This window comes from uncultured Bacteroides sp. (genome assembly GCF_902491285.1).
In the GTDB taxonomy this organism is placed as follows: Bacteria; Bacteroidota; Bacteroidia; order Bacteroidales; family Bacteroidaceae; genus Bacteroides.
The window spans coordinates 15743-39415 of the sequence record NZ_CABUHK010000006.1 but is presented as its reverse complement, the minus strand read 5'-3'; the positions used below and the strand labels follow the sequence as shown (position 1 = coordinate 39415).

The following is a 23673-nucleotide window of genomic DNA, read 5'->3' as shown; positions in this document are numbered from 1 at the left end:
GATAAGAATAATCGTAAAAATCACCGATTTCATCGGGCAATATCAGGATAGCCCGGATTCTGTTTCAGGTATTCGTTCTGTTCCAGTTGCGTCTGCGACAAGGGGAACAGTTCATAATGATTGTCCGCATCCCGTGACTTATCCCACCATGCTTCCTGATACCTGCCAAAACGAATCAAGTCTGTACGCCGGCGGCTCTCCGCCAAGAATTCACGTCCCCATTCATCGAGCATTTCTTTCATATCAAGCACCACATTACCTTCCGGCTGGTAAGCGATATTGGCTGTAAAGTTCTCATAATTGCGCTTGCGCACGCTGTTCAGCAACTTGCCCGCTTCGCCTGCCTGTCCGAGACGGAGAAGACATTCCGCTTGCGAATAGATAATCTCCGCCAGACGTATCTCCGTATAGTCCGATTCAATATAATATCCTCCCGTGAACGGGTAGAACGGGTATTTCACACAATAAAGACCTGAGTTGAAGTCACCGTTCCCCAGCTTTGATTCCTTATAAGCCGGATTAGAGATATAACCCGATTCGGCATTTCCCTCGAAACGTCCCACCTGGTCGCGCAGGTAAAGTACATATTGATTATCCGGATTCTTGGCATATCCTCCACTCACAGCGGAGTTCGCAATCTTACCTTCGAGGAAGAACATACCTTCCCGTGTGTTATTGCCCGTATTTACATATTGCTTATAACGGACATCTCCCGGATATTTGGCAAACTTCCGGGTAACCATCCCCAGTTCATAGTCGAACAGCTCGCGGGGTTGCTGGTTGTCATAGCTCGGTGAAAGCGCGTATTTTGGGTTCCGTTCGCCATTTCCCTCTATTTTCAGGTAATAGGCACTGCCATAAGGCAAACCACGTCCGTAAACCGTTCTCCTGTCATTTTGCAAATGCCAACTAGTCAGCCCGTAAGAACCGGGGAAACCGAATATCACTTCATTACACATCTCGTTATTCCAGTCGAAAGGCTCATACCAATTGTCGGCAATCGCGTAATAACCGAATTCTCCGCCCGTAATGCGGTTACATATATCAATACATTCCTGCCATTTGGGCTGGCCAATCCATTTTTCCGCATTGAGATAGAGACGTACCAGTAAAGAAGCAGCGGCAGCTTTCGTAAATTGCCCCTGTTGGGCACCATTACCGGATTGCCCGCTCTTTGAGGGTAAGGCTGTCAAACAGTAGTCTTTCAATTCACTTTCGATGAAATCAAACAATACCTGTGGAGCAACTTGCTTCCGGTTTTCCGGTTGCTCATTCACCGCCTGGTCTGAGGTGGTAGTCAGGATGCAGTTACGATGTGTATTCAACAGACGAAGATACCCCCAGGCACGCATACAGCGCAACTGTGCCTTGAAACTCTCAAATTCACTGTCACTCAAACCAAAGGAAGACGGATTCAACTGGCTCAAATCATCCAGTACCATATTACATTGGGCAATGCCTACATAAAAGTTCTCCCATTCACTCAGCCAATCACCCTGATTAATATCATCATATTGGTGGCGGTGGTACATTTCCCACAGACCGCCATCGTACCACCAGGTGCCACGGGTAGGAGTAATAAACTGGTCGGCCGGCAGTTCTTCGTTCTCATGACGTATCCAGATACAGCAGTACATATGTTCAAAAGGACGAAAAACAGCATTGATGACATCCTGCTTCGTATTATAGTAGTTTTTAGACATCACCTGGTCGTACACCGTTTCCGACAGGTCGGTACAGGACGGCAAGCCCAGCACCGTGCCCGCCATCAGACCTAATCCTATGATATATTTTGTTATTTTCATAATCGTTCCTTTTTTAAAAACTAACTTGTAAACCTAAAATAAACTGGAAAGCAGACGGATAATAGTTGTATCCTCCCCCGAAAGTACCCGGTGTCAGACCATTGACTTCGTAAGTGGAAGGGTCTACACCCGTGAATTTCGTAAACGTATAGAGATTGTTGGCTGTACCGAACAAACGTATTTTCTCGATATACTTCTTATTCAAGTTCATCGTATATCCCAAAGTGATGTTATCTATCTTCAGGTAATCGCCCGGTTCGATGAAATAGTCGGTTATCACGTTCTTGCCGGTCGTGATATGCGCGTTCTTCGAATAAGCAGTCGTTAGCTGGTTGGTACTCATGCTCTGCAGTCCAAAGTAGAAATCATGTACATTGAAGATATCGAATCCGGCAGCACCACGGAGGGCAACGGTCAAATCAAAGTTCTTGTAAGTGAAATTATGCGTCATGGAGCCGGTGAATTTCGGCAGACCGTTGCCGGTCACTGCCTTGTCTTCTTCCGAACCCTGGGCTATCGGGATGACATTGCCTTTCTTGTCGTAAATCAGCCAGTCGCCTTTCTTGTCTACGCCTGCATAACGGTAGGTGAAGTAATTGCCAATGCGTTCGCCTTCCTCAATCCGTTGCAAGTATCCCGGATTGTTAGGATTCGCCATGTTGCAGGTCGAGTAATATTTCTGTCCCTTATAGACATCGTTAGAGAAACTGACAAACTTATTATTATTGGTAGCGCCCACCAATGTGAAACTATAAGTGAAGTCCTTCGTACGCACGGCATTCACCGTCACATCGAGCTCGAAGCCTGTATTGCGGAGCGTACCTACATTGGCATATATAGTGGTGAACAAGTTGGGTGGCACGGATACGGAGTAACTACCGAGCAAATCGCTTTGTTTACGGTGGAAATAGTTAAATGAACCGGTCACTTTGTGTTTGAAGAACGAAAAGTCCAGACCGATATTCTGATTGTGTCCCTTTTCCCAGCGAAGTTCTGAGTTGACGTTCTTGCTCGGCCCCCATACATGGAAGTTATTGCCGTTATACTGATACCAGCCATAGGCTCTATATGTAGCTAAAGACTGGTAATTTCCTATCTCCTGATTACCGGTGACACCGTAGTCATAACGCACCTTCAAGTCGTCAATCCACGAAAGTCCTTTCATAAACTTCTCGTCCGAGATACGCCAGCCTACGGATACCGCAGGGAAATTACCCCATTTGTGATTCTCACCGAAGCGGGAAGAACCTTCGTGGCGCAAAGAGAAAGTGAACAGATAGCGTTCCTTCCAGTCGTAGTTGACACGGCCGAAGAAGCTGATTAGTTTATGGTCATTCTTGTAAGAACTCATCATTGTCTTTCCTTCTTTCGCCGCTTCCAGACCGGAGCCAAGATTGTTATAAGTCAGACCGTCGGAAGAGAAATCCCAGTTCTCCGCTCCCATTCCCGAACTTACGCCATAATTATAGCTGTAACCTACCATCGCACGAATCTGATGTTCCTTGATGCGTGTGGAGAAGTTGGTCACCCATTCCAGATTGTTACTGGTACTCTTGTCAAAATTGCGGCTCGCTTTCCCGGCAACGCTTGAATTGACATTAGGGCCATAGGTGGACGGAGTGAACCATCCATTGAACTTATCTACCTGATATTGGGAAACTGTCACTTGTGATTTCAGCACCATATTCGGGTTCTTCGGATTGAACAGGGGAAGCAGGTTGACGGCAGCCGTAGCGTTCCACTCCAACAGCTTGATTTCCGTTCCGTTCTCCTCCTCATTCAGTTGCTCGACGATATTGGAACTATCCCCACCGGAAGGGAAACGATAGTAGCCATTGGCAGATTCGGAATCATAAATAGGCATGGTCGGGTTATTCTTGATAACACTGCCGTAAACGCTTGCCGATTTGTTCCGGTCAATTACGCGTGGAGTCATATTGGCGGAGAATGTAAATAAGCCGTCTTTAGTAGTATGGCTGATAGTGGCACGCGCACCGTATTCGCGACGGTCGGAACGCAGGTCGATACCTTGTGCTTTGCGGTAGTCGGCAGTCACGCGGTAATTGGTTCTCGCATTACCACCGGAGAAGGTCAATGTATGCATGTGCGTTACCCCCAGGCGGGTAACGGCATCGAACCAGTCTGTGGTAGCTCCCATATCTGAAAGCGGATTGGATACCGTACGGTAAGCGCGATATTCTTCCGCGTTCATTATATCCAGTTCTTTCTTTGCCTTATTGAAAGTAACAGCAGCGCTATAAGTAGTATGCACCTCTCCGTCTCTCGTCCCTTTTTTCAGATTCACCAGAATAACACCGTTGCTGCCCCGTGTACCGTAGATGGCGGAAGCTGCACCGTCTTTCAATACATCGATAGATTCAATATCAGCAGGATTGATATTCGTCATATCACCACCCGGCACTCCGTCAACGACTATCAACGGCCCCAAGCCTGCATTACGGGAAGAAATACCACGAATCTGAATACTTCCCGTACTGTTCGGGTCGGCCAAAGCCGTATTCGAGACCGACACACTGGATACCTTTCCCTGCAAAAGCATGGAAGCATCGAGACTGGAAATCTGATTCAGGTCTTTCGCGCCGACATGGGAGATAGCCGAAGTCATTTCTTTCCTTTTCATCGTGCCGTAACCTACTACCACCACTTCATTCAGGGCAGTCGATTCTTCTTTCAGTACAATTCGCAAAGACTGGCGGTCTTTGATAGCTATTTCCTGTGTTTCATAGCCGATATAAGATACTTTCAGGCGACCGTTTTGCGGAGCATTTACCTGAAATTTACCGTCTATATTTGTAATGGCACCTTGCTTTGTCTCTACAACCACCACCGAAGCACCGATGACAGGTTTGCCCTTCTCATCGATTACCGTACCGGATATTTTACGTTCCTGCTGTACTTCCAAAGAAGCTCCCCTTGCCTGAATGCCGGAAAACAGCATCAGCAATACAGCCAACAGACAGGTACACGTCTTGCAATGAATATTTCTCATAAATAGATGATTTTTATATTAGATGATAAAGTTAACGTAGTCCTCTCGCTTGCAATGCGGGAATCAACAAGTCCGGCACATCGGTCTGTATCATGCATACCATGGGGTAGATTTGCAGCAGTTCGTCCAGATAGTCCTCGTTCAGCGTCCATTCGGAAACACTGCTGCCACTTGCGGGAAGCATATTCACCGTAGCCAACATACCATCATTGATAGAACTTCCCAAAGGAGTGCTTTTTCCATTTGTCAGGTAGCTGTATTGCACAAAATAATTGCCCGGCAATCCTATCATCGGCTTGTGGTTTCCCGTCCATGTGTAAACATGGGCTTTGGAGGTGATGCCCAGCACTTCTTCCGCTTTCTGCACACTGTTGCAATAAAAGAATACAGACTCCATCATGTCAAGTTTCATCACGATGTCTACTACCTGCTGCGAGGAAGCCGTACGCGGGGAATAGTCAAGATTGAAATAGATTCTGCCACGTCCCGCTTTCAGGAATTCTTCAAGGGTGGGCATCTTTTCATCGGTCACCCGACCGTTCCGGTCTTTCAAATTATACTGTTGCAGTTCCGCATAGGTCATTTTAGTGATGTCACCTGTGCCGTTAGTAGTGGCATTGATTGTCTGGTCGTGGCATACCACTACTACTCCGTCACTTGTGACGTGTGTATCGCACTCTATCACTTCGGCTCCCGAATCAATGGCATCTTCTACGGAAGACACCGAGTTCTCGGGGACAGTCCTGTCCGTGGTATGTGCACGGTGTGTCATCACCCATACTTTCTTGTTAGACGACTCCCTGAATTGCTTCATCGCTTCCGTCAACGCCAACAGATTGTAAATGCGGATTCTTTTCTGCACCTCATACTGACCTGCCGTGACGTGCAAAGTATAGTCACCGCTTTGAGTATAGGCATGAGTGACAGCTTCGACAGCTTTACCATTCTTCACCGTTCCGTCACCAAAATCGACAGTAATATCGGTACTTCCATCAATGTTGATAAACTTGACCTCTACCACCTCTTTCAGCATGGCGCGGGTACTTGTTTGCAGGTAAGGGTTCTTTTTCACGGAGTCATCATCAGAGCAAGCGATGCAAACTATTCCACATATACATAGAATAACCCAACACCATAACCAACTCACAGACTGACGTTTCGTTCTTCCTCCTTTTTCCGGTATGGAAAAATGCAATAAATCATTTTTCATGTGTGTTTTTATAAAGGTTAATAAAAAAGAAGTTCCCGGGGCGGAAGAATGTATTACTTCCGCTCGGTTATGACAAAAATAGATGGAAATGACACGATAAAAAATAGCCAATAAGATATAAGTGGACATTCACAACATTCGCAAAGCACCAACATATTGACAAACAACATATTAACACATATCATGCCCGCATCAAAAGGTAGATTTGATACAGACCTATTTACCGGATTTTAGCTACCAAATCTTCAAAATCTTCGCGTGAAACACGTGCTTTGGTCTTCACTCTCGAACGATAATTATAGATAGTATTCACCGAATAATGCAGAAGCTCCGCAATCTGCGAACTGTCCTTGATGCCGAGGCGTATCAAAGCAAAAATCCGCAATTCCGTATTGAGCAATTCGTCCGGCTTCAAGACAATTTGTTCTTCGGGCAGCAATAATTTATTAAGGGATTCCACAAAGTTCGGGAAAAGGTGTAGGAAAGCGGAATCGAAGTTCGCATATAGTTCCTGCACCTCAACGGTCACAATATCATTGCTGAGATGTGTCATTTTCAACAGTTCGGCTACTTGTCCCCGCTGCAACTTCTTATTTACCAGCTTTCTGTATGCCTGCAGACGGTCTACATAAACGGAACATAGTTTGAAGAAACGGGCGATATAGGCTTCTTTAATAAGGTTGGATTCGGAAAGGTCTAAATTTGTGGAACGAAGATGCCGGTTGACTTCTTCCAATTCTTCATTCAGTGAGAAGAGTCGTTCGTTCACCTCCTGTAACCCTTTCTTGGCAACGGAAAGGGCTTTCATCTGCCGATAAATGTAGATTAACGCTATCACCAGCAATAGTGCAAGCAGGGCTACACATACGATATAAATCAGCAGTTCCTTGTTTTGTTTCCTGATGATATCCTGATAATTCCCGTTTATCATGGAAAGCGGAGTAATATTCATCCAACTACGCAACCGCGTTTTATAGAATTGCGATATTTCCCAGGAGAAGTTGATATATGCATACGCACGTTTCAAATCTCCTTTGCTATGCAGTTCCTGTGCCAGTACCATCAACGAAGATTGTTCCTTGATAGCGGAACGTACATCGGAAATAGCGGAAAGAACCAAATAATATAAATGTTCGTCTTTCTTCCCCATACTTTCAAAAAGACGGAAACGCTGATACGCTGCCAACGCATATTGAGGAGTACCAAAAGGGTATTTCGAAATCCGACGGTCACTGAATCCAAGAGCCTCATCGTATTTCCCGGCTTCTTTCAGTTGGGTTTCGCGCAACCACAGATAAGTATCCGAAGAGGGTTCCAAAGTTACCTGCATAGAATCCCGATAGGCACGGCTCAATTTGAAATAGCGGGATGAAAACATCCTATATCGCGGCTGCGCCGCCCCTGCTTCGGCATATACATGTTCATAGCACGTATAGTAATATCCTAAAAGCGACTGGGGAAGTGACGGGCGGTCTATGGCTCCCAGTATATCCGCCGCTTCCATATACATTCCGATCGAAGACAACAGGTAAGATAACTCCAACTGGATCTTAAGTTCACGCTCCCTGTCATTCAACTGACGGGCGAGCAATATATTCTCATTCAGATAGTGGAGTGCGGAATCAGAGCTATATGCTTTATATTCGGAGTAAATTGTATTGTTCAGGTTATAACGTTCGATGGAAACAGGCGGTGTCTTCCTGGCTTCTTTTTTCAATTCACGAAGTCGGTTCTCTTTAATCTGCACATAAGAATCAGCCTCTTTTATTGTTGCGTCAAGCACGTTCAGCAGCGAATCCAAACGCTCGCCAGCAAAGACTGAAGAACAAGAAAACAGAAGTAAAAGGAATGACAAGCAGTTCTTTTTCATCGGGTAGACAGACTTAATTATAATAGAGATTTCATAGCTTAACGAAACAAATGTAGGAAAATTCTTCGTAATTCAACTATAAATAATTCATAAATTAAGAAAGCCAACGACTTGGTAAAAGGAAAGAACCGAATAAAATATATCCAGTGTTACAATTCCTTTAAGAAATAGAATCTGAATTATATCCGCGATAAATTTTCAAATTACAAAGAAAAACATGTAATTTTGCAACTTTAAGATTGTTATCTAACTCTAATGTTCAATATTTGATTAACATGATAAGAAAACATCAATTATTAGTGCTAAGCACTTTACTGATATTTACATGTACAACTATGAATGCTCAAAAAATTATAAAACTGTGGAAAACGAATCCACCGACAAGTAATGAAATAACAGAAGTTGAAAAGTATGAGAGAAACGGTAACTGGGTAACAAATGTTTCCTCTCCCGAACTGGCTATTTACCAGGCCGATAAAACAAAGAACACAGGAATGGCAGTTGTGATATGTCCCGGTGGCGGATATGCCGGACTGGCTATTCTGCACGAAGGGGAACAGTTTGCAAAATGGCTGAACGGACAGGGAATAACGGCTTTCGTCCTCAAATACCGGATGCCGAACAAACATAAGGAAGTACCGTTGGATGATGCACAACAGGCAATACGTTATGTACGCGAGCATGCAAATAAGTTTGGCATAGATGTAAATAAAGTAGGTATCGCCGGTTTCTCGGCAGGCGGGCATTTGGCAGCCACTGCTTCTACTCACTATACCACAGAAGGGACAAATACAAGACCTGATTTCTCCATCCTTTTTTATCCTGTCATAACTATGGAAACAGCCACTCATGGCGGTTCCCGCTCTAATTTACTGGGTAACAAACCGCAGCCTGAAGATATTCAGTTCTTTTCAAACGAAAAACAAATCAATGCAAATACCCCGCCTGCCATCTTGTTATTGAGTGATGACGATAAATCCGTACCTACTGCCAATAGCGTACTCTATTATGAATCATTGAAGAAAAACAATGTCCCCGCAACCATGTATATATTTCCCGAGGGCGGTCATGGCTGGGGGATGAATATAGACTTTAAGTATCACTCACAGATGCTTGAGTTGCTTGGTATGTGGCTGAAGTCGACTGATATCAAATAACGCAAAAAAAATCAGAATGATTCTCACAATAAAATATCAATCTCATTCTCTTTCTTTCCATGCCAATACATCCTACTATATCCGGATACCTTTTAGCATCTTTTATTCATACAAATACGCTTTACACAGAAAATAAATCTCTCCTAACACAAGATATTTGATTTTATTTATATATTTTTGTAGCGTTCTCTCACGCCGATACTCCAGTCGTGGAGCAAGGGAGGGATGAGGGGATATTTATTTATATTATAAAGAAAGACGTTTACTTGACGTTTTGTCTTTGGCTTATCGAAACTTCGCAACTTTTGATCACTGCCCAAAACAAAGCAACAGTAGATGTCTGCGGGATATGTTTATATCTTCTACTTACCTTTTTATAAAAAAGGTTTGTAGAATTACTATACATATCGGCGTGGGCTTCTGCGTTGCTCGTTCTGGCAGTGATGGGCAATGCGAAGGCCTCGATAAGCGGGATGAGTGACAGGTACAGATTCCCGCGCTTTTTCTTTATGTATATTCATCAATTATCATAATAAGAACCGTCCGGTTCGGGAATCTGCGGACATTTATAAAACAAAACAATTATGAAGAAGTTGTTTTTAGTATTAGTCGCCATATTCATGGTGGCAGGGTTAAATGTCGCTAACGCACAGACAAAAGATGAAATGAAAGCTTCTCAAGAGCGTATGGAAAAATTAGCAAAACTATGCCAGAAAGAGCCGAAGGCTACTGGAGTAGGCGACGTAGACACCTATGTCAAGAATGTCTATGATGCAGCTATCTTATCAATGAGTACCACAGAACAACTACAGAATTTGTACTATCGTTCAATAGGCGAGACTAAAGACGGCGTGACAGATGTAAACATCAAAAAGCCGACAGTAGAAGAACTGACAACGCTAAGCGCAACCATTGCCGCACAAGCTTTAACAATCAAGGATGCCGCCGGTGCTGCGGATAAAGCCTTATCCGCATCTAAGACACAAAAAAATCCGATGAAAGCAGCTAAAATTGCTACAGCCCTGGGATTTACAAAGGATGCATATCCTATTCTGGTAGAGGAATCTGCCACTCAAACAAAAGCCATTGCTGCAATGATAGAAACTGCAAAAACAGCCAAGAATCTATAGACATGCGTTTGAGTTTATTATTCCTAATATTTGTGTATAGCCTTTATGGCTATACACAAAATCAGACAGACACACGCCCCGTAGTGGGAGTTGCCAGATTTACGTGCGAAACAGACAGCCGGTTTGCCGGTCTGGTAACTGAAAAAGTAGTGGAGATGCTGACCAACACGAAGCGTTTTCAGGTAGTAGACCGTACCAGTAACGATAAAGTAAAAGCGGAACTGGAACTACAAAAAAGTGAAGCTTTCATTGACAGCAAGAATCTGGTAGAGCAGGATATCGCCATAGCAGCAGAGAAATTGATTACCGGTCATATCAATAAAATCCCGGTTTATGCAATGAAGAATGCTGACGGGTCGGTCAAAGGATATAAAGGAAGCGTTTCTTTTCAAATGAAAGTGGTCGATGTTGCTACAGGATTGAGTACAGAAGCAGTAAGTTTCGATGGTAAAGCCAGCGAACTAATGCTTTCACCCGAGAGTGCCGTCACACAAGCCATGCAATCATTACAAGGCCAACTGGAAGAATATTTCCGGAAGAACTTCCCTGTTTCCGGCAAGATACTCAAAATCCTGCAAGAAGATAAAGCCGGCGCAAAAGTCGTTCTGCTAAATATCGGCAAGAAACAAGGCGTAAAAGAAGGAGATAAATTCATTATATCTATTGTGGAAATACTTGAAGGGCAACCTTATCCGAAAGAACTTGGAGAGATAGAAGTACAAAAGCTCTCAGGAGAATCTTTCGCCGAATGTAAAGTTCCCAAGAAATTGGGCGGAGAAATAAAAGCTCGTTTCGCAGGTAATGAGAAGATTATTTGTAACCTAATAATTGAATAGAATATGCTACGACATTGTTTATTTATTATATGCCTCTTGACTACATATAGCATTTCCGGGCAAAATAAAGTCAATTTCCTGTCCGATGGATCAAACACATTATCACTCCGTGTAACCGCATACGGAAAAAAAGCAAAAGAAGCGATAGAGAATGCTGAGCAAGCGGCAGTCAGAACAATCCTGTTCCGAGGAATACCGGGTTCCAATCAAGTAGAGAATCCCTTAATTGGCGTGAATGAAGAAAAGATACAAAAAGAACACAAAGCCTACTTCAAGGAACTTTTCGAAGAAAAGCGTTGCAGCAGTTTTATCTTATCCACTGTACCCGTCTCCAAGTTTTCCAAGGATGCCACTAAAAAGAAATGCATCGTCGCAGATATAAAAGTTAATCTTCAGGCTTTACGCAGTGATTTGGAACAACATAAAGTAATCCGGAAATTCGGATTTTAACTAAAAAACAGATGAGTATGAGCAAATTTATTCTAGCGTTTTTGATGCTACTGACTAATGCAGCAGGAGCTATCGCACAAAATGTAAATACCGTCCAGCCTAAAATTATGGTAATACCTTATACAAAAGAAGGAGAAGACTTACGTACCGTACTAGAGGATGACGTCAACAAAAGAATTACATTGGCAAAAATCAGAGAGGCATTTGATGACCGAGGATTTACAACCATCGATTTTACTGCACGATTAAAAGCAATCTCCCAAAACGGAGTCTTTACCGCTGACAATCAAACCGATTTGAAAAGTCAATTGATAGAAATGTCCGGAGCAGACATTTATGTGGAAGCAGAAATGAATGTCTTGCTATCTTCATCAGGAAACTCCGTGAAGGTGATTGTCACGGCTTATGACGTATCAACAGGAGCATCTCTTGCAAACAAAGTGGGCGACAGCGGTAAATTCTATACAGACGATATAGGAAAACTGGCAAGCAAGGCTATCGGGTTATGTGCTGAAGAATTCCTGAATACTATTCAGACAAAGTTCTCCGACATCGTAGAAAACGGACGTTCAGTAATCATTAATTTCGGATTCGACCAGAATTCATCTTATTCAATGTCTTCAGAAATAGGGGGACAAGGTTTACAATTGTCTGACGAGCTGGAAATGTGGATGGAAGAACATGCTTATAAGAATAATTATCACATACAGGGAACGACTGATAAACAAATGATATTCGATGATGTGCGTATTCCCTTGAAGGATCCTAAAAACGGCAATAACTACAACACCAATAAATTTGCTTTAGAAATCTTCAAATTCATGAGAAAATTAGGGTTACAGGTACAGCGTGATATAAAAGGAACAACAATCTATATAACAATAAAATAAGATGGGAAAATATATCTTATCCTTTTTAATCGGTTTACTAAGTGTTTCCTCCACCTATGCCCAGCACGATAATGATATCACAATCGGGATTGTCGTTCCTGAGCAACAAAAAGAAATGGACGCGAATGCTTTCCGGCTACTGGCCACCCGACTAAATGCCGTAATGGGAGCAAACGGTGTATCATCTGAGACAAACGGGACTTTCATTATGTATCCCGTAGTGAACATACTCGACCAAAAGCTGGTGGAAGGCGGACTACGCAACATAACAATGGTAGAAGTAGAACTTTCACTTTTTGTCAAACAAGTGGTCACTCATACGCTTTTCGGTAGTTGTTCCAAAATTTTAAAAGGAAACGGCCGAAACTTATCCGATGCCATACGAAATGCTTTTTCCGGAATAAACATGAGAGATAATGTATATAGCCAGTTCCTAACACAGACGAAGGAAAAAATAGCGAACTATTATCTTGAGAATAAAGCTAAGCTATTGAGTCAGGCACATCAACTGGCAGCAAGCCAGCAATACGAGCAAGCATTGGCTTTACTGACGACCTTTCCTCAAAATCTGAAAGGGGCAAACGAGGTTCAGGCAGCAGCCATTGAGATTTATAAAAAATACCAGAATCAGGTCTGCGCCCAAATGATATTAAAGGCTGAAGCTGCTATATCTTTGCAGAATTACGAGGAAGCAACTTCTATTTTAGCATCCATTGATACAGAATCAGTCTGTCACTCTGATGCCCTGAATTTAATAAAAAAAATAGAGGATACCATCAAAGCAGATCAAAAAGCCGAACAAGAACTAGAAGAAAAACTATTAAACAAGAAAATAAGTCTGGAAAAGAAACGTATTGATGCCATTAAAGAAATAGCAACTGCTTATTTAAGTAACCAGCCCCAAATCACTTATACACAGATTATCAAATAATTCAATAGCCTTGACTGAATTTTAACGTTCAGCCAAGGCTATTAATTTCCTTTTATTCATGCAGTCCGTGATTCTCTATCTTTATTTATCTTTCTTCCTTCATTTCTTCTTTCTTCGGCACAATGAAATGCATCTGATTGCCCCGCCCTTCTCTTTTGATGATTCCTTCAGATACAAAAGATTTGAGGTCGGCAAGTGCAGTATTCTTCAACCGCCCCGTCAATTGTGTATAAGTAGACCGTGTAATGAAGCCATGCTGTCTGATATGTTGCAGGACAAGTCTCCTCAAGGTTTCCTTATCCCATTCCCGTGAAGTTTTGAAATCAACGGACTTCTTACGTTCCAAATCCCCGCGAAGACCTTCCCGGAAGCTCTTGGAAGCACGGAAGTTCACCCCATTGAAAGCAACCGAATTGGCACGAAGATCATTCTTGTTTGCCACCAGACGGGCCGCTTTCACCTTGGCAGAAAAGAAACCAAACTCTCCCAGTTCGACACGGTATCCTTCGCCCAGATACTGCAAAACGTCATCTTTCAATTCCGTGAGGATGCCGTCTATCACCCCTTCCTTAAATCCGGTTCTCTTGGCAACCATGCGGATCAACCGTTCTGCCGTAATCGTTCCATTATAAACAACATCGGCATACATCGTTTCTGTTTCCCCTTCTTTTGTAGTCAAGGCAGGTTTCTTTTTTAAATTGTAATAAGCCATAATCTTATAGTTCTATTTAAGAGTTTTCAGTGCAGCGAATAAGGATTTTGAGTGCAGTAAACTATAATAGTTTATGCATTCGGGTAGTTGTCCCGTTGCAAAGTGACAATGGTCACTTTATAAGCAGACAAATGTCATCTTACAAGATGACATTTGTCACTGCATAAGGTGCCCACCTGTGTCTAAAGAAACAAAAACCTGTAAAGATACAAAATTAACCAGCGAAAAGCAAGAGCAGGTATAATAAAGCAATAGTAAATCTGAAAGTTATTAAAGACCAATAGAGGATTCTATACGAACGACCGGTACATTTGCCTACACCTATATGATATACTTATTCATCCCTGAACTTAATCTTCAGAATCTTGCCAATAGCCGGTTTATACTTCTTCAGCATCCGGTCGAATCCCAAATCATTGGGGTGAGTTCCGTCAATCGTTCCCTCATGGTCTGTCCCCAGGAAACGGTCTTCTTTTATGAAATACAGGTTCTTCACACCCTTCTTACGCAGTACTTCCACCTGTTCGGCAATGGCTTCATTCTGCCGTCTTACATTCTCACGGGCTTTCAGATTGAAGTTTCCTGTTTCACGTATCAATGTCTGTATCACGATAATAGGAGTATCAGGATGCTTCTGCCGCAATGTCATTACAAAATCAACGGCACGTTCGGTTATCTCTTTCGGTGAAGGATTGGGGATACAGTCCAAGATAAAGGCATCTGCGTCGATATTCGCCAACATTTCAGCAACTTCTTTCTCCATCTTTCCGTTACCGCTCAATCCCAAATTGATGAAATTATATCCGCTGCTACGGGACAAACGTGCCGGATAAGCCATACCGGGACGACTGGCTGACGCTCCCTGCAAAATGCTCGATCCATACACCACTATTTTCTCTTTGAAGGGATTCTGGCCTTTATGTATGTACGAATCGGTAGGCACTCCTATTTCAAGGCTCTTCAATTCATCGTACAAAGGCAAATATAACAGGCATTCTTTCTCTCCGGTACCCATATTGTCAACAAGCACTCTTTCCGTAGTTACGCCACCCGGCATCCCGACTCCGGCAAACTGCCATTTTCCATCCCGTTTAATGTACAAGTCCAGCCCTTTCTGAGCAATGCGTGTCAAATTGGGTAACTGCGGGTTATCAGGAACAGTCCATTTAGCTTTTATCACCGGGCTGTTCGTAGTAAAGGCGATTGCCAATCCGGCAGAATTTGTGAAAAGTTTCTTCACTCTGGGCGGCATTGAATGATACTTCGCCGTATCTACCCGATGGAAATATTCACCTTCTGATGTTGCCTTACCTACCAGCAGGAGTTCCTGAGCCGACGTGTAGGTAAAATTGTTTTTCTGTTGTCCGGCCACGGCAAGAGGCAACATCAGCCCAACCAGGCAAATCCGGACTTTTCGTGTTAAGTTTTTCATGGTCAATTTAATATTAGCAGTTCATTAGTGGTTCTGTTATATCATAGTAACATCATACGCTATTTGTAAACCAACGTAGACAAGTATTCTTCTGCAAACATCTCATTGGCTACTTCCAATAACTGTTCTGCTGTCAATATCTCTATACGTTTAAAGACAAGCTCGGGCGATTCGTACTTGTGATAGTGCAGGTATGTTTTCGCCATTCCCAACGCATTATTCTCAAAATTGTCGGATGCCACTCCTATCTGCCCGATGAGTTGTTTCTTGGCTGCGGCAAGCTGGGATGAGGTCATCTTTGTGTCACGCATCCGCTTCAACTCTTTATAAGTCAACCTCAGGCAAGTATCCATGTCTTCAATATCGGTTCCGAAGTAAATGCAGAAAGCCCCTGTATCGGTGTAAGAAGTCAGGTTGGATTCGACATTATAAACCAGTCCCCTGCGCTCACGAAGGGCTACATTCAGTTTGCTGTTCATGCCGGGACCACCGAGGATATTATTCAGCAGATAGAGAGCCGTACGCTTGTCATCATAGGCATTATACCCACGGCTGCCAATCATTACATGTGCCTGATGCGTATCCTTTGCAATCGTCAAATGCTCGGGGACATAAAGCGGAGGAGGTACACGACGGTTGTTTACTTCCACTGCGGGAATATCCGACAGATATTTTTCCGCCAGGCGGATTATCTTCTTGAAGTCATATTGCCCCTGGACGAAGAATACCATATTCCCCGGCTGATAGAACCGGCGGGTAAACGAAAGGACATCTTCAGTGCGGAAACTCCGCAACAGCTCCGGTTTGCCCAAAATATTCCTTCCCAACGGATGATTGCGGAATATCATATCCTCGAAATCGTCAAATATCAGCTCTGAAGGAGTATCTTCATATGATTGGATTTCATCAATAATGACTTCTGTCTCTTTTTCTATCTCATGCTGGGGGAAAGTAGAATGAAATACAATATCCCCCAACAACTCGAGGGCCCGTTCCAAATGTTCGGTCAAGAAAGCGGAATAAACGACCGTCTCTTCCTTATTAGTATAAGCATTCAGGTCCCCCCCAACATTCTCCATCCGGTTGAGGATATGCCAGGCTTTCCGTTTCTCCGTCCCCTTAAAAATGAGATGCTCCACAAAGTGAGCCATACCCTGCTCGTTCTCCGCCTCATCGCGTGTTCCGGCATCAATGGCAAAACCACAATAAGCTACTTTTGAGAGAGTCGGTTCATGGATAATACGCAAACCATTGGGGAGTGTATATTCGTTAGATTGCATTGTTTTCTACTTCCTTATTGAATTATGCTACAAAAATACAATAAAACTTATTGCGGTTTATAGAAAATTGCAGATATTTGTGGACTATAACAGTTACAACGTATATGGAAAAGATAGGAATTTTCTGTTCTGCCTCTGAAAACATTGACAAAATGTACTTCGAAAGTGCTCGCCGAATAGGCGAATGGATAGGACAGACAGGCAAAACGTTGATTTACGGAGGAGCCAACCTCGGACTGATGGAATGTGTAGCCCGTGCCGTGAAAGAGAACGGTGGAAAGGTCATCGGGGTAGTCCCTGCCAAACTGGAAGAGAAAGGCAGTGTAAGCACCTGTCTGGATGAGGTGATTCATACTCACAATCTGAGCGACCGGAAGGACATCATGACCGAGAAATCGGATATATTGGTAGCATTGCCGGGTGGTGTAGGCACATTCGATGAAATATTCCATGTGATAGCTGCCGCTTCTATCGGATACCATCAGAAAAAGGTCGTATTTTACAACGACTACGGTTTCTACGACGAACTGTTGAAAGTTCTCAAAACATTAGAGGATAAAGGGTTTGCCCGCCAGCCCTTTTCTACTTATTACGAAATAACAAACACTCTGGAAGAATTAAAAGAAAAAATAAACTGATTATATGATAGACTCCATCAAACAACTCTTGCAACAGGAAGCACAAGCCGTGCTCAATATCCCTGTAACAGACGCTTACGAGAAAGCCGTACAACTGATTGTAGAACAAATACATCAGAAAAAGGGAAAACTGGTAACTTCCGGTATGGGAAAAGCCGGACAAATAGCAATGAACATCGCTACCACTTTCTGTTCCACCGGTATCCCGTCCGTTTTCCTGCATCCCAGTGAAGCACAACACGGAGACTTGGGTATCTTACAGGAAAACGATTTGCTCCTGCTTATCTCCAACTCAGGCAAGACACGCGAAATCGTTGAATTAACCCGGCTGGCTCATAACCTGAATCCGGACTTGAAGTTTATCGTCATTACAGGAAATCCCGACAGCCCGCTGGCACAGGAATCAGATGTTTGTCTGAGCACCGGCAAACCGGCTGAGGTGTGTGCCTTAGGCATGACCCCTACCACTTCGACTACCGCCATGACCGTCATTGGCGATATCCTGGTAGTACAGACCATGAAAAAGACTCAATTCACCATAGAAGAATACTCTAAACGTCATCACGGCGGTTATCTGGGCGAAAAATCAAGGTCACTATGCGAAAAGTAATCGGTATCGGAGAAACTATCCTCGACATCATCTTCCGAGGTGACCAGCCTTCCGCAGCCGTACCGGGAGGCTCTGTATTCAACGGCATCGTATCCTTGGGAAGGATGGGAATAAACGTCGGTTTCATCAGCGAAACCGGCAATGACCGTGTAGGGAACATCATCCTGCAATTCATGCGTGAGAACAATATCCCGACCGACCATGTGAATGTATTCCCCGACGGGAAATCACCGGTATCCTTGGCTTTTCTCAATGAGCAAAGTGATGCCGAGTATATCTTCTACAAGAATTATCCCAAACAACGGCTCGATGTCCTGTTCCCCAAACTGGAAGAGGACGACATTGTCATGGTAGGCTCCTACTATGCCCTGAATCCGGTATTGCGGGAAAAGATTCTCGAACTGCTCGATCAGGCACGCGAAAAGAAAGCTATTATCTACTATGACCCCAACTTCCGCTCTTCACACAAGAACGAAGCGATGAAGCTGGCACCGACCATTATTGAGAATCTGGAGTATGCGGACATTGTGCGCGGTTCTTTAGAAGATTTCCTTTATATGTATGGTATGCAGGATGCCGACAAGATATACAAGGATAAAATCAAATTCTACTGCCCACGATTTATCTGTACCGCAGGCGGAGAGAAAGTTTCGCTACGCACTAACCTGGTCAACAAAGATTATCCGATAGAACCGCTGGAAGCTGTCAGCACCATCGGAGCCGGTGATAATTTTAACGCGGGACTGATTTACGGACTATTAAAATATGATGTCCGCTACCGCGACTTGGATAACCTGAACGAAGAAGTATGGGATAAAATTATCCGATGCGGAAAAGACTTCGCAGCCGAGGTTTGCCGTAGTTTCAGCAATTCTGTTTCGGTGGAGTTTGCAGAAAAATACAGATAACAAATACTCCCTAATTTCGCATTGACATTTCCAGAAAATATTCCTTATCATAATTCCATATCAAACCGGTATTTGTTATTACAGGTTAGGTATGGAATTATAAATCTCAGGCACGAGAATTAAATCGCACGCTAGTATTTATCAAATATTATATTTACCTTTATCCCAAATTCAACTTTAGCGATAAAATCTAATATAATCATGAGAAAGTTTATTTTACCAGTGTTACTCTCCCTCATTTTTATCAATCCGATTACGGCCAATGATGAAATCAATTCATTATTAAAGATATTAGATAAAACTCTAAAATACAAGTTAAACTATGCGGAACAAAAACAAGAGCAAATAGATAGTCTTAAAATAGAGCTGAAACTGCACCATAAAATACACCAGAAGGTGCAAATTGCCCAATCATTATGTTTCGCCTATTCTTCCTTTCAAAAAGATTCCGCTTTGACTTACGCAATCCATATGAACGAGTTGGTTAAAGAATGCGGAGATAAAGAACTTATCATGGAAGCCAAACTAGATTATGCACGAATATTATCATCTATGGGATTCTTTAAAGAGGCATTAGCCATCGTCAATTCCACACAACACGAGTCATTATCACCCAAACTTAAAGTAGAATATTTCCTCGGACAAGTCACTATTTACAATCATCAAAAGTTCTTTGCTTCCAGCGAAATCGATTCACGTAGAAATGACTTAATAGCACAAACATACCGTGACTCCCTACTTCAATGCGAAGAAGTCCCTTCAAATGTAAAAGCTTTCACTATAGCCCCTACTCTCCTGTACCAGAAAAGATACAATGAGGCAATCCATATGCTAGACAGTGCTTATTCGAGTTATCCTCTATACTCACGAGATGCCGGTATACTGGCTTATTCGTTAGCATCTGCCTATCAAGGCAAGGGTGATTCCCAAAATGCAATCAAATATTTTACCGTATCCGCCATATCTGATGTGACAAACGGAACCAGGGAAAATCGTTCGTTACGCATATTAGCAAAACTTATTTTTGAAAGTGGAGACATAAATCGGGCATACGTATATATGAAAAATGCAATGGAGGATGCAATTTTATGTAATGCCAGAATTAATACAATAGAAGCTTCAGATATGTATCTATTCATCGACAAAGCTTTTCAAGAGAAAGAAAAACGCAAATTTGCTATTATCAGCAGCTTACTCACCGCGCTATTCTTTGTTTGTATCCTATTGTTTGTTCTTTTCACCCAGTTAAAGAAACAAAAGAAAAAAGTAGAACAAGCCAATGAAAGCCTGTCATACCATTTGGACGAAATACAGAAAATAAATTCAGCACTGGCTGATAGCAGTAAAATCAAGGAAGAATATGTGGGATTATATATGGAACAATATACCAATTATATCACTCAGATAGACAGCTTCAAAAAAAGAGCTCTTAAAATAGCAAAAAGTGAAGATATCAGCAAAGTGGTTTCTTTCCTTAAATCTTCGCTAAATACAGAAGAAGACTTAGCTGAGTTTTATAATAATTTCGATAAGACTATCCTTAACTTATTCCCAAACTTCGTAGCAGACTTTAATGCACTTTTATCACCCGAAAATGCCATAGTACCAAGCGCAGGTAAACTACTGACTCCTGAATTAAGAATCTTTGCACTGATTCGGTTGGGAATCACGGACAGCGTAAAAATAGCCCATTTCCTGCAATACTCACTGTCGACCATTTACAACTATCGCTCGAAAATGAGAAGTAAGGCCATTGGTGACCGCAATGATTTCGAGGAAAGAGTAGCTCGCATAGGACAATGAAAATCACAACTCACATCTCACCAGACCAACTATGCTTTTCCCATATTGGGCTATGCAAGCCCCGCACATACATTTATCTTACATCAAGGATTGACCTTGACAACTTGTTCCCATTTCAATTTCGTCGGATAACCCCAATCCGGTTTGGTGGGGTCACAGAAATCACCGACAGCAACCATGCGGGCATAAAGTAATTCGGTAAGTTCCTTGCATTTCTTACTATACTTTGGATTGTCATAAAGATTATTCATTTCCATTGGGTCGGCCTTAAGATTGAAAAGCTGAGGATGACGCTGACCGTCTACATTGTAAAGTATAAGTTTGAAGCCATCCTTCTTGATGGCTCGTTGGAGATTGATGTATGTCAGCAATATATCCTTGCGCTTTTTTACTTTCGGGTTCCGTATGGTTTGAGCTAATGAGATTCCCTTAACGGTAGTCGGTGTCTTTATATTCGAAAGATCGCAGAGAGTAGGATAAAGATCATATAGATAGCAGTAAGCATCGCTCATGACATTTTGTGGAATATTGGGGCCGCAAATCACCAAAGGTACTCTAACTGCCGCTTCATATAGATTTTGCTTACCCAGCAGTCCGTGCTCTCCGACACAAAGACCGTTGTCCGCAGCAAATACGATGATGGTGTTATCGGCTTTGCCGCTTTTTTCAAGCATATCAAGGATACGTCCTATCTGAACATCCACCTCATTGACCATACTATAATAATTGGCTCTTTCAGCAAGCACCTGTTCCGGAACACGCGGAGTAGGCAATAGTTTTTCATCACGTTCGTTAAGGTCACCAGTATCAAACGGATGCTGTGTGACGAAATTCTTTGGCATCGCAATTTCCTTGCTATCGTACCTATGTCCGTAATCGGGTAACACATTACGCGGATCATGTGGCGAAGTAAATGCGACATACATCAGAAACGGATTATTGTTTGACGCATTTGCTTCAATGAACTTGATGGCAGCATCAGCATACAGCTCAGACGAGAAAGTATTGAGTGATGCATTTACCCATTGCCCGTTTTTGTATTTCCCTGTCGGGTCGTACTCATGCAAATAAGGACACCGATGCCCCTTCTCGTTCTTCTCATTTCCGTATGGATGCATTCCCCCGAAAAAGATATTTGTACCCGTAGAGAACGAACGGTTGAATGAAGCTTTGTCACTGTGCCATTTGCCTGTTCCGAAAGTTGTATAACCGTTTTCACGGAACAGTTCGGGAAATGTTTTCTCATTCTTAGGAATAATTTGTCCGTTACGATGTACATCCATCAGCCCACGTCCGGTAAGCAGCATTGCACGACTAGGCTGCGAGATGGCACCATTCAGCCCACCCATCACATGAGTTTGAGTGAATGACATCCCCTGATTAACAAGCCTGTCCATATTCGGAGTCTGAATTTCGTCATTGCCCCAAGCATGGATAGAGCTGAATGTCTGATCGTCTGTGAGCAATACAAGCACGTTGGGACGTTTCGGCTTATTCTCTCTATTATCTTTCTTTGTATTTGCCCCAAATGCGGGAAAAACGAAAAAAGGTAGGTTCAACATTGCCGGAAGGCACAAGAACAAAGGCTTGTTTTTCATTATTAAATTCATCACACAGAATTTTATTTAATGATTTCAGTTTTTATTTAGACGGTGCCTGGCAAGGGATTGCTCCCCACGCACGATAATGCCTGGTCATTGCACTGTTCAACTTTCGGAACATATCCCCCTTCAAAGGCAGCGAAGCTGTTTCCAAGGAGTCCTCCTTCAAATTAAACATCTGTGCCTTTTCAAAAGGAAGATTCTGTAAAAGTTTGTACTCATTATACCTCACCGCACTCTGTGACTTTCCGCCAAACTGTGCGCCGCCCTCATTCCTTAGCCAATAAACAAAACGCCCCTCAGTATCCTGCGTTTTCCCCTTGACAGCATCCAATACGGAAATACCATCTATCTCATGTTTAATAGGTATATTCACTAATTCACATATAGTTGGCAGAAGATCCATCATCACAATAAAATGATTATCTCGCCGACCACCCTCAAAGACTCCCGGCATATTCAAAGCACAAGGAACACGAATTCCCCCTTCAAACATATCTCCTTTAGCCCCCCGGATAGGACCATTATTCGCCATACTTCCGCGGTCTCCCCCATTATCTGAGGCAAATATGACCAAAGTATTGTCCAATTGTCCGCTTTCTTTAAGAGCTTGCATTACCTTGCCGATATTATAATCCAAATGTTCAATTAAAGCAATCAACCGGGCACGTTTTACTGGAAGAGATTTATCTCTCGCTTGTACCTTGTTCACCCATTCCACCGGTGGTTGTAATGGGCTGTGAGGAGCATTGTAAGCGAGATAAAGAAAGAAAGGATTTTTTGCCTTTGCCTCCCTCTTTATATAATCCACACTCCATGAAGTAAACAGGTCGGTTGCATGACCTTTAGGATCAATTTCTTTATTATTAAGGAACATGTAATTTCCTCCTTGCCGACGATGAGTATAATAATCGTCCATCATATCTGCCAGAAAACCATGAAAATGATCAAATCCCCTCTCATTTGGCAGGTTCGGACTTTCCCAACCTAAATGCCATTTGCCAATTAATGCAGTACTATAACCGCCACTCTTGAGCAGATCAGGCATAGTGACGGCAGATGGGGCAAAATAGCCCCAATTTTGATCAACAGAAGGACGAATAACTCCCGGTACTCCTACCATAGCCGGGAAACGTCCTGTCAATAATGCGGCACGTGAAGGAGAAGAGACCGAAGAATTAGCATAAAAATTATCCAAACGTACTCCTGTTTCAAAAATACGGTCGATATTAGGCGTACTTAAATCTTTAGCATACTGACAGGACAAATCACCTAATCCAAGATCGTCTACAAGAATAAACAGAATATTTGGATTTGTTTTATCAACAGTATTTGAGGCTAAAGCTACACTGGAAGCAATCAAAGCTCCCATAAGCAAGGTGGGTCTTTCTATTTTCATA

19 protein-coding genes are annotated in these 23673 nt (G+C 42.8%); 10 read left to right on the top strand and 9 right to left on the bottom strand.

All coding sequences use genetic code 11. The features are described 5' to 3' along the window. Window positions 1-29 precede the first annotated feature (29 nt). The 4 genes from RDN93_RS02685 to RDN93_RS02670 form a co-directional block, all read right to left on the bottom strand. Window positions 30-1805 carry a RagB/SusD family nutrient uptake outer membrane protein gene (locus RDN93_RS02685; protein ID WP_308744110.1) on the bottom strand — a complete coding sequence of 592 codons (1776 nt, stop codon included), beginning with the start codon at window positions 1803-1805 and terminating at the stop codon, window positions 30-32. 13 nt (window positions 1806-1818) lie between these two features. Further along, a complete protein-coding gene (locus RDN93_RS02680) occupies window positions 1819-4815 on the bottom strand; it encodes a SusC/RagA family TonB-linked outer membrane protein (protein WP_308744109.1) in 2997 nt (998 codons plus the stop codon). A 31-nt stretch (window positions 4816-4846) separates the two neighbouring features. After that, entirely contained in the window at window positions 4847-6025 is a 1179-nt protein-coding gene (locus RDN93_RS02675; RefSeq protein WP_308744108.1) for a glycerophosphodiester phosphodiesterase family protein, read from the bottom strand. Window positions 6026-6245: 220 nt separating this feature from the next. Next, entirely contained in the window at window positions 6246-7895 is a 1650-nt protein-coding gene (locus tag RDN93_RS02670; protein ID WP_308744107.1) for a DUF6377 domain-containing protein, read from the bottom strand. A 335-nt stretch (window positions 7896-8230) separates the two neighbouring features. Here RDN93_RS02670 and RDN93_RS02665 point away from each other — a divergent pair, with 335 nt between their 5' ends. From RDN93_RS02665 to RDN93_RS02640, 6 genes are all read left to right on the top strand, one after another. Next, a complete protein-coding gene (locus tag RDN93_RS02665) occupies window positions 8231-9052 on the top strand; it encodes an alpha/beta hydrolase (RefSeq protein ID WP_308744106.1) in 822 nt (273 codons plus the stop codon). A gap of 620 nt (window positions 9053-9672) precedes the next feature. Beyond that, on the top strand, window positions 9673-10182 hold the full coding sequence (locus RDN93_RS02660) for a hypothetical protein (protein WP_308744105.1): 510 nt from the start codon (window positions 9673-9675) through the stop codon (window positions 10180-10182). A gap of 2 nt (window positions 10183-10184) precedes the next feature. Beyond that, on the top strand, window positions 10185-11018 hold the full coding sequence (locus RDN93_RS02655) for a CsgG/HfaB family protein (RefSeq protein ID WP_308744104.1): 834 nt from the start codon (window positions 10185-10187) through the stop codon (window positions 11016-11018). A gap of 3 nt (window positions 11019-11021) precedes the next feature. Then, window positions 11022-11468 carry a hypothetical protein gene (locus RDN93_RS02650; protein ID WP_308744103.1) on the top strand — a complete coding sequence of 149 codons (447 nt, stop codon included), beginning with the start codon at window positions 11022-11024 and terminating at the stop codon, window positions 11466-11468. A 17-nt stretch (window positions 11469-11485) separates the two neighbouring features. After that, window positions 11486-12358 (top strand): DUF6175 family protein, encoded by an 873-nt coding sequence (locus RDN93_RS02645; RefSeq protein WP_308744102.1) that lies wholly within the window; start codon window positions 11486-11488, stop codon window positions 12356-12358. A 1-nt stretch (window position 12359) separates the two neighbouring features. Next, window positions 12360-13289: a hypothetical protein gene (locus RDN93_RS02640; protein WP_308744101.1), complete on the top strand. Its 930-nt coding sequence runs from the start codon at window positions 12360-12362 to the stop codon at window positions 13287-13289. 85 nt (window positions 13290-13374) lie between these two features. On the opposite strand, the gene RDN93_RS02635 is transcribed toward RDN93_RS02640, so the two are convergent. The 3 genes from RDN93_RS02635 to RDN93_RS02625 all read right to left on the bottom strand — a co-directional run bounded on the left by RDN93_RS02635 (window position 13375) and on the right by RDN93_RS02625 (window position 16713). Further along, the gene (locus RDN93_RS02635) at window positions 13375-14001 is read right to left on the bottom strand and encodes an HU family DNA-binding protein (protein WP_308744100.1); all 627 of its coding nucleotides are present in this window, start codon (window positions 13999-14001) and stop codon (window positions 13375-13377) included. A gap of 334 nt (window positions 14002-14335) precedes the next feature. Beyond that, on the bottom strand, window positions 14336-15433 hold the full coding sequence (locus tag RDN93_RS02630; protein ID WP_308744099.1) for an SGNH/GDSL hydrolase family protein: 1098 nt from the start codon (window positions 15431-15433) through the stop codon (window positions 14336-14338). Window positions 15434-15492: 59 nt separating this feature from the next. Continuing rightward, window positions 15493-16713 carry a pitrilysin family protein gene (locus tag RDN93_RS02625; RefSeq protein ID WP_308744098.1) on the bottom strand — a complete coding sequence of 407 codons (1221 nt, stop codon included), beginning with the start codon at window positions 16711-16713 and terminating at the stop codon, window positions 15493-15495. Between the two features lie 104 nt (window positions 16714-16817). Between RDN93_RS02625 and RDN93_RS02620 the strand changes: the two genes are divergently transcribed. The 4 genes from RDN93_RS02620 to RDN93_RS02605 all read left to right on the top strand — a co-directional run bounded on the left by RDN93_RS02620 (window position 16818) and on the right by RDN93_RS02605 (window position 20672). After that, a complete protein-coding gene (locus RDN93_RS02620; protein WP_308744097.1) occupies window positions 16818-17351 on the top strand; it encodes a TIGR00730 family Rossman fold protein in 534 nt (177 codons plus the stop codon). A 4-nt stretch (window positions 17352-17355) separates the two neighbouring features. Then, on the top strand, window positions 17356-17961 hold the full coding sequence (locus RDN93_RS02615) for an SIS domain-containing protein (protein ID WP_285828406.1): 606 nt from the start codon (window positions 17356-17358) through the stop codon (window positions 17959-17961). Continuing rightward, window positions 17949-18869 (top strand): carbohydrate kinase, encoded by a 921-nt coding sequence (locus RDN93_RS02610; protein ID WP_308744096.1) that lies wholly within the window; start codon window positions 17949-17951, stop codon window positions 18867-18869. Before RDN93_RS02615 ends, RDN93_RS02610 begins: the two co-directional genes overlap by 13 nt. Before the next feature lie 201 nt (window positions 18870-19070). After that, entirely contained in the window at window positions 19071-20672 is a 1602-nt protein-coding gene (locus RDN93_RS02605; protein ID WP_308744095.1) for a DUF6377 domain-containing protein, read from the top strand. A gap of 83 nt (window positions 20673-20755) precedes the next feature. Here RDN93_RS02605 and RDN93_RS02600 read toward each other — a convergent pair whose 3' ends face one another. Continuing rightward, on the bottom strand, window positions 20756-22282 hold the full coding sequence (locus RDN93_RS02600) for a sulfatase-like hydrolase/transferase (protein ID WP_308744150.1): 1527 nt from the start codon (window positions 22280-22282) through the stop codon (window positions 20756-20758). A 31-nt stretch (window positions 22283-22313) separates the two neighbouring features. Next, window positions 22314-23672 (bottom strand): sulfatase-like hydrolase/transferase, encoded by a 1359-nt coding sequence (locus RDN93_RS02595; RefSeq protein WP_308744094.1) that lies wholly within the window; start codon window positions 23670-23672, stop codon window positions 22314-22316. Window position 23673: the final 1 nt, after the last annotated feature.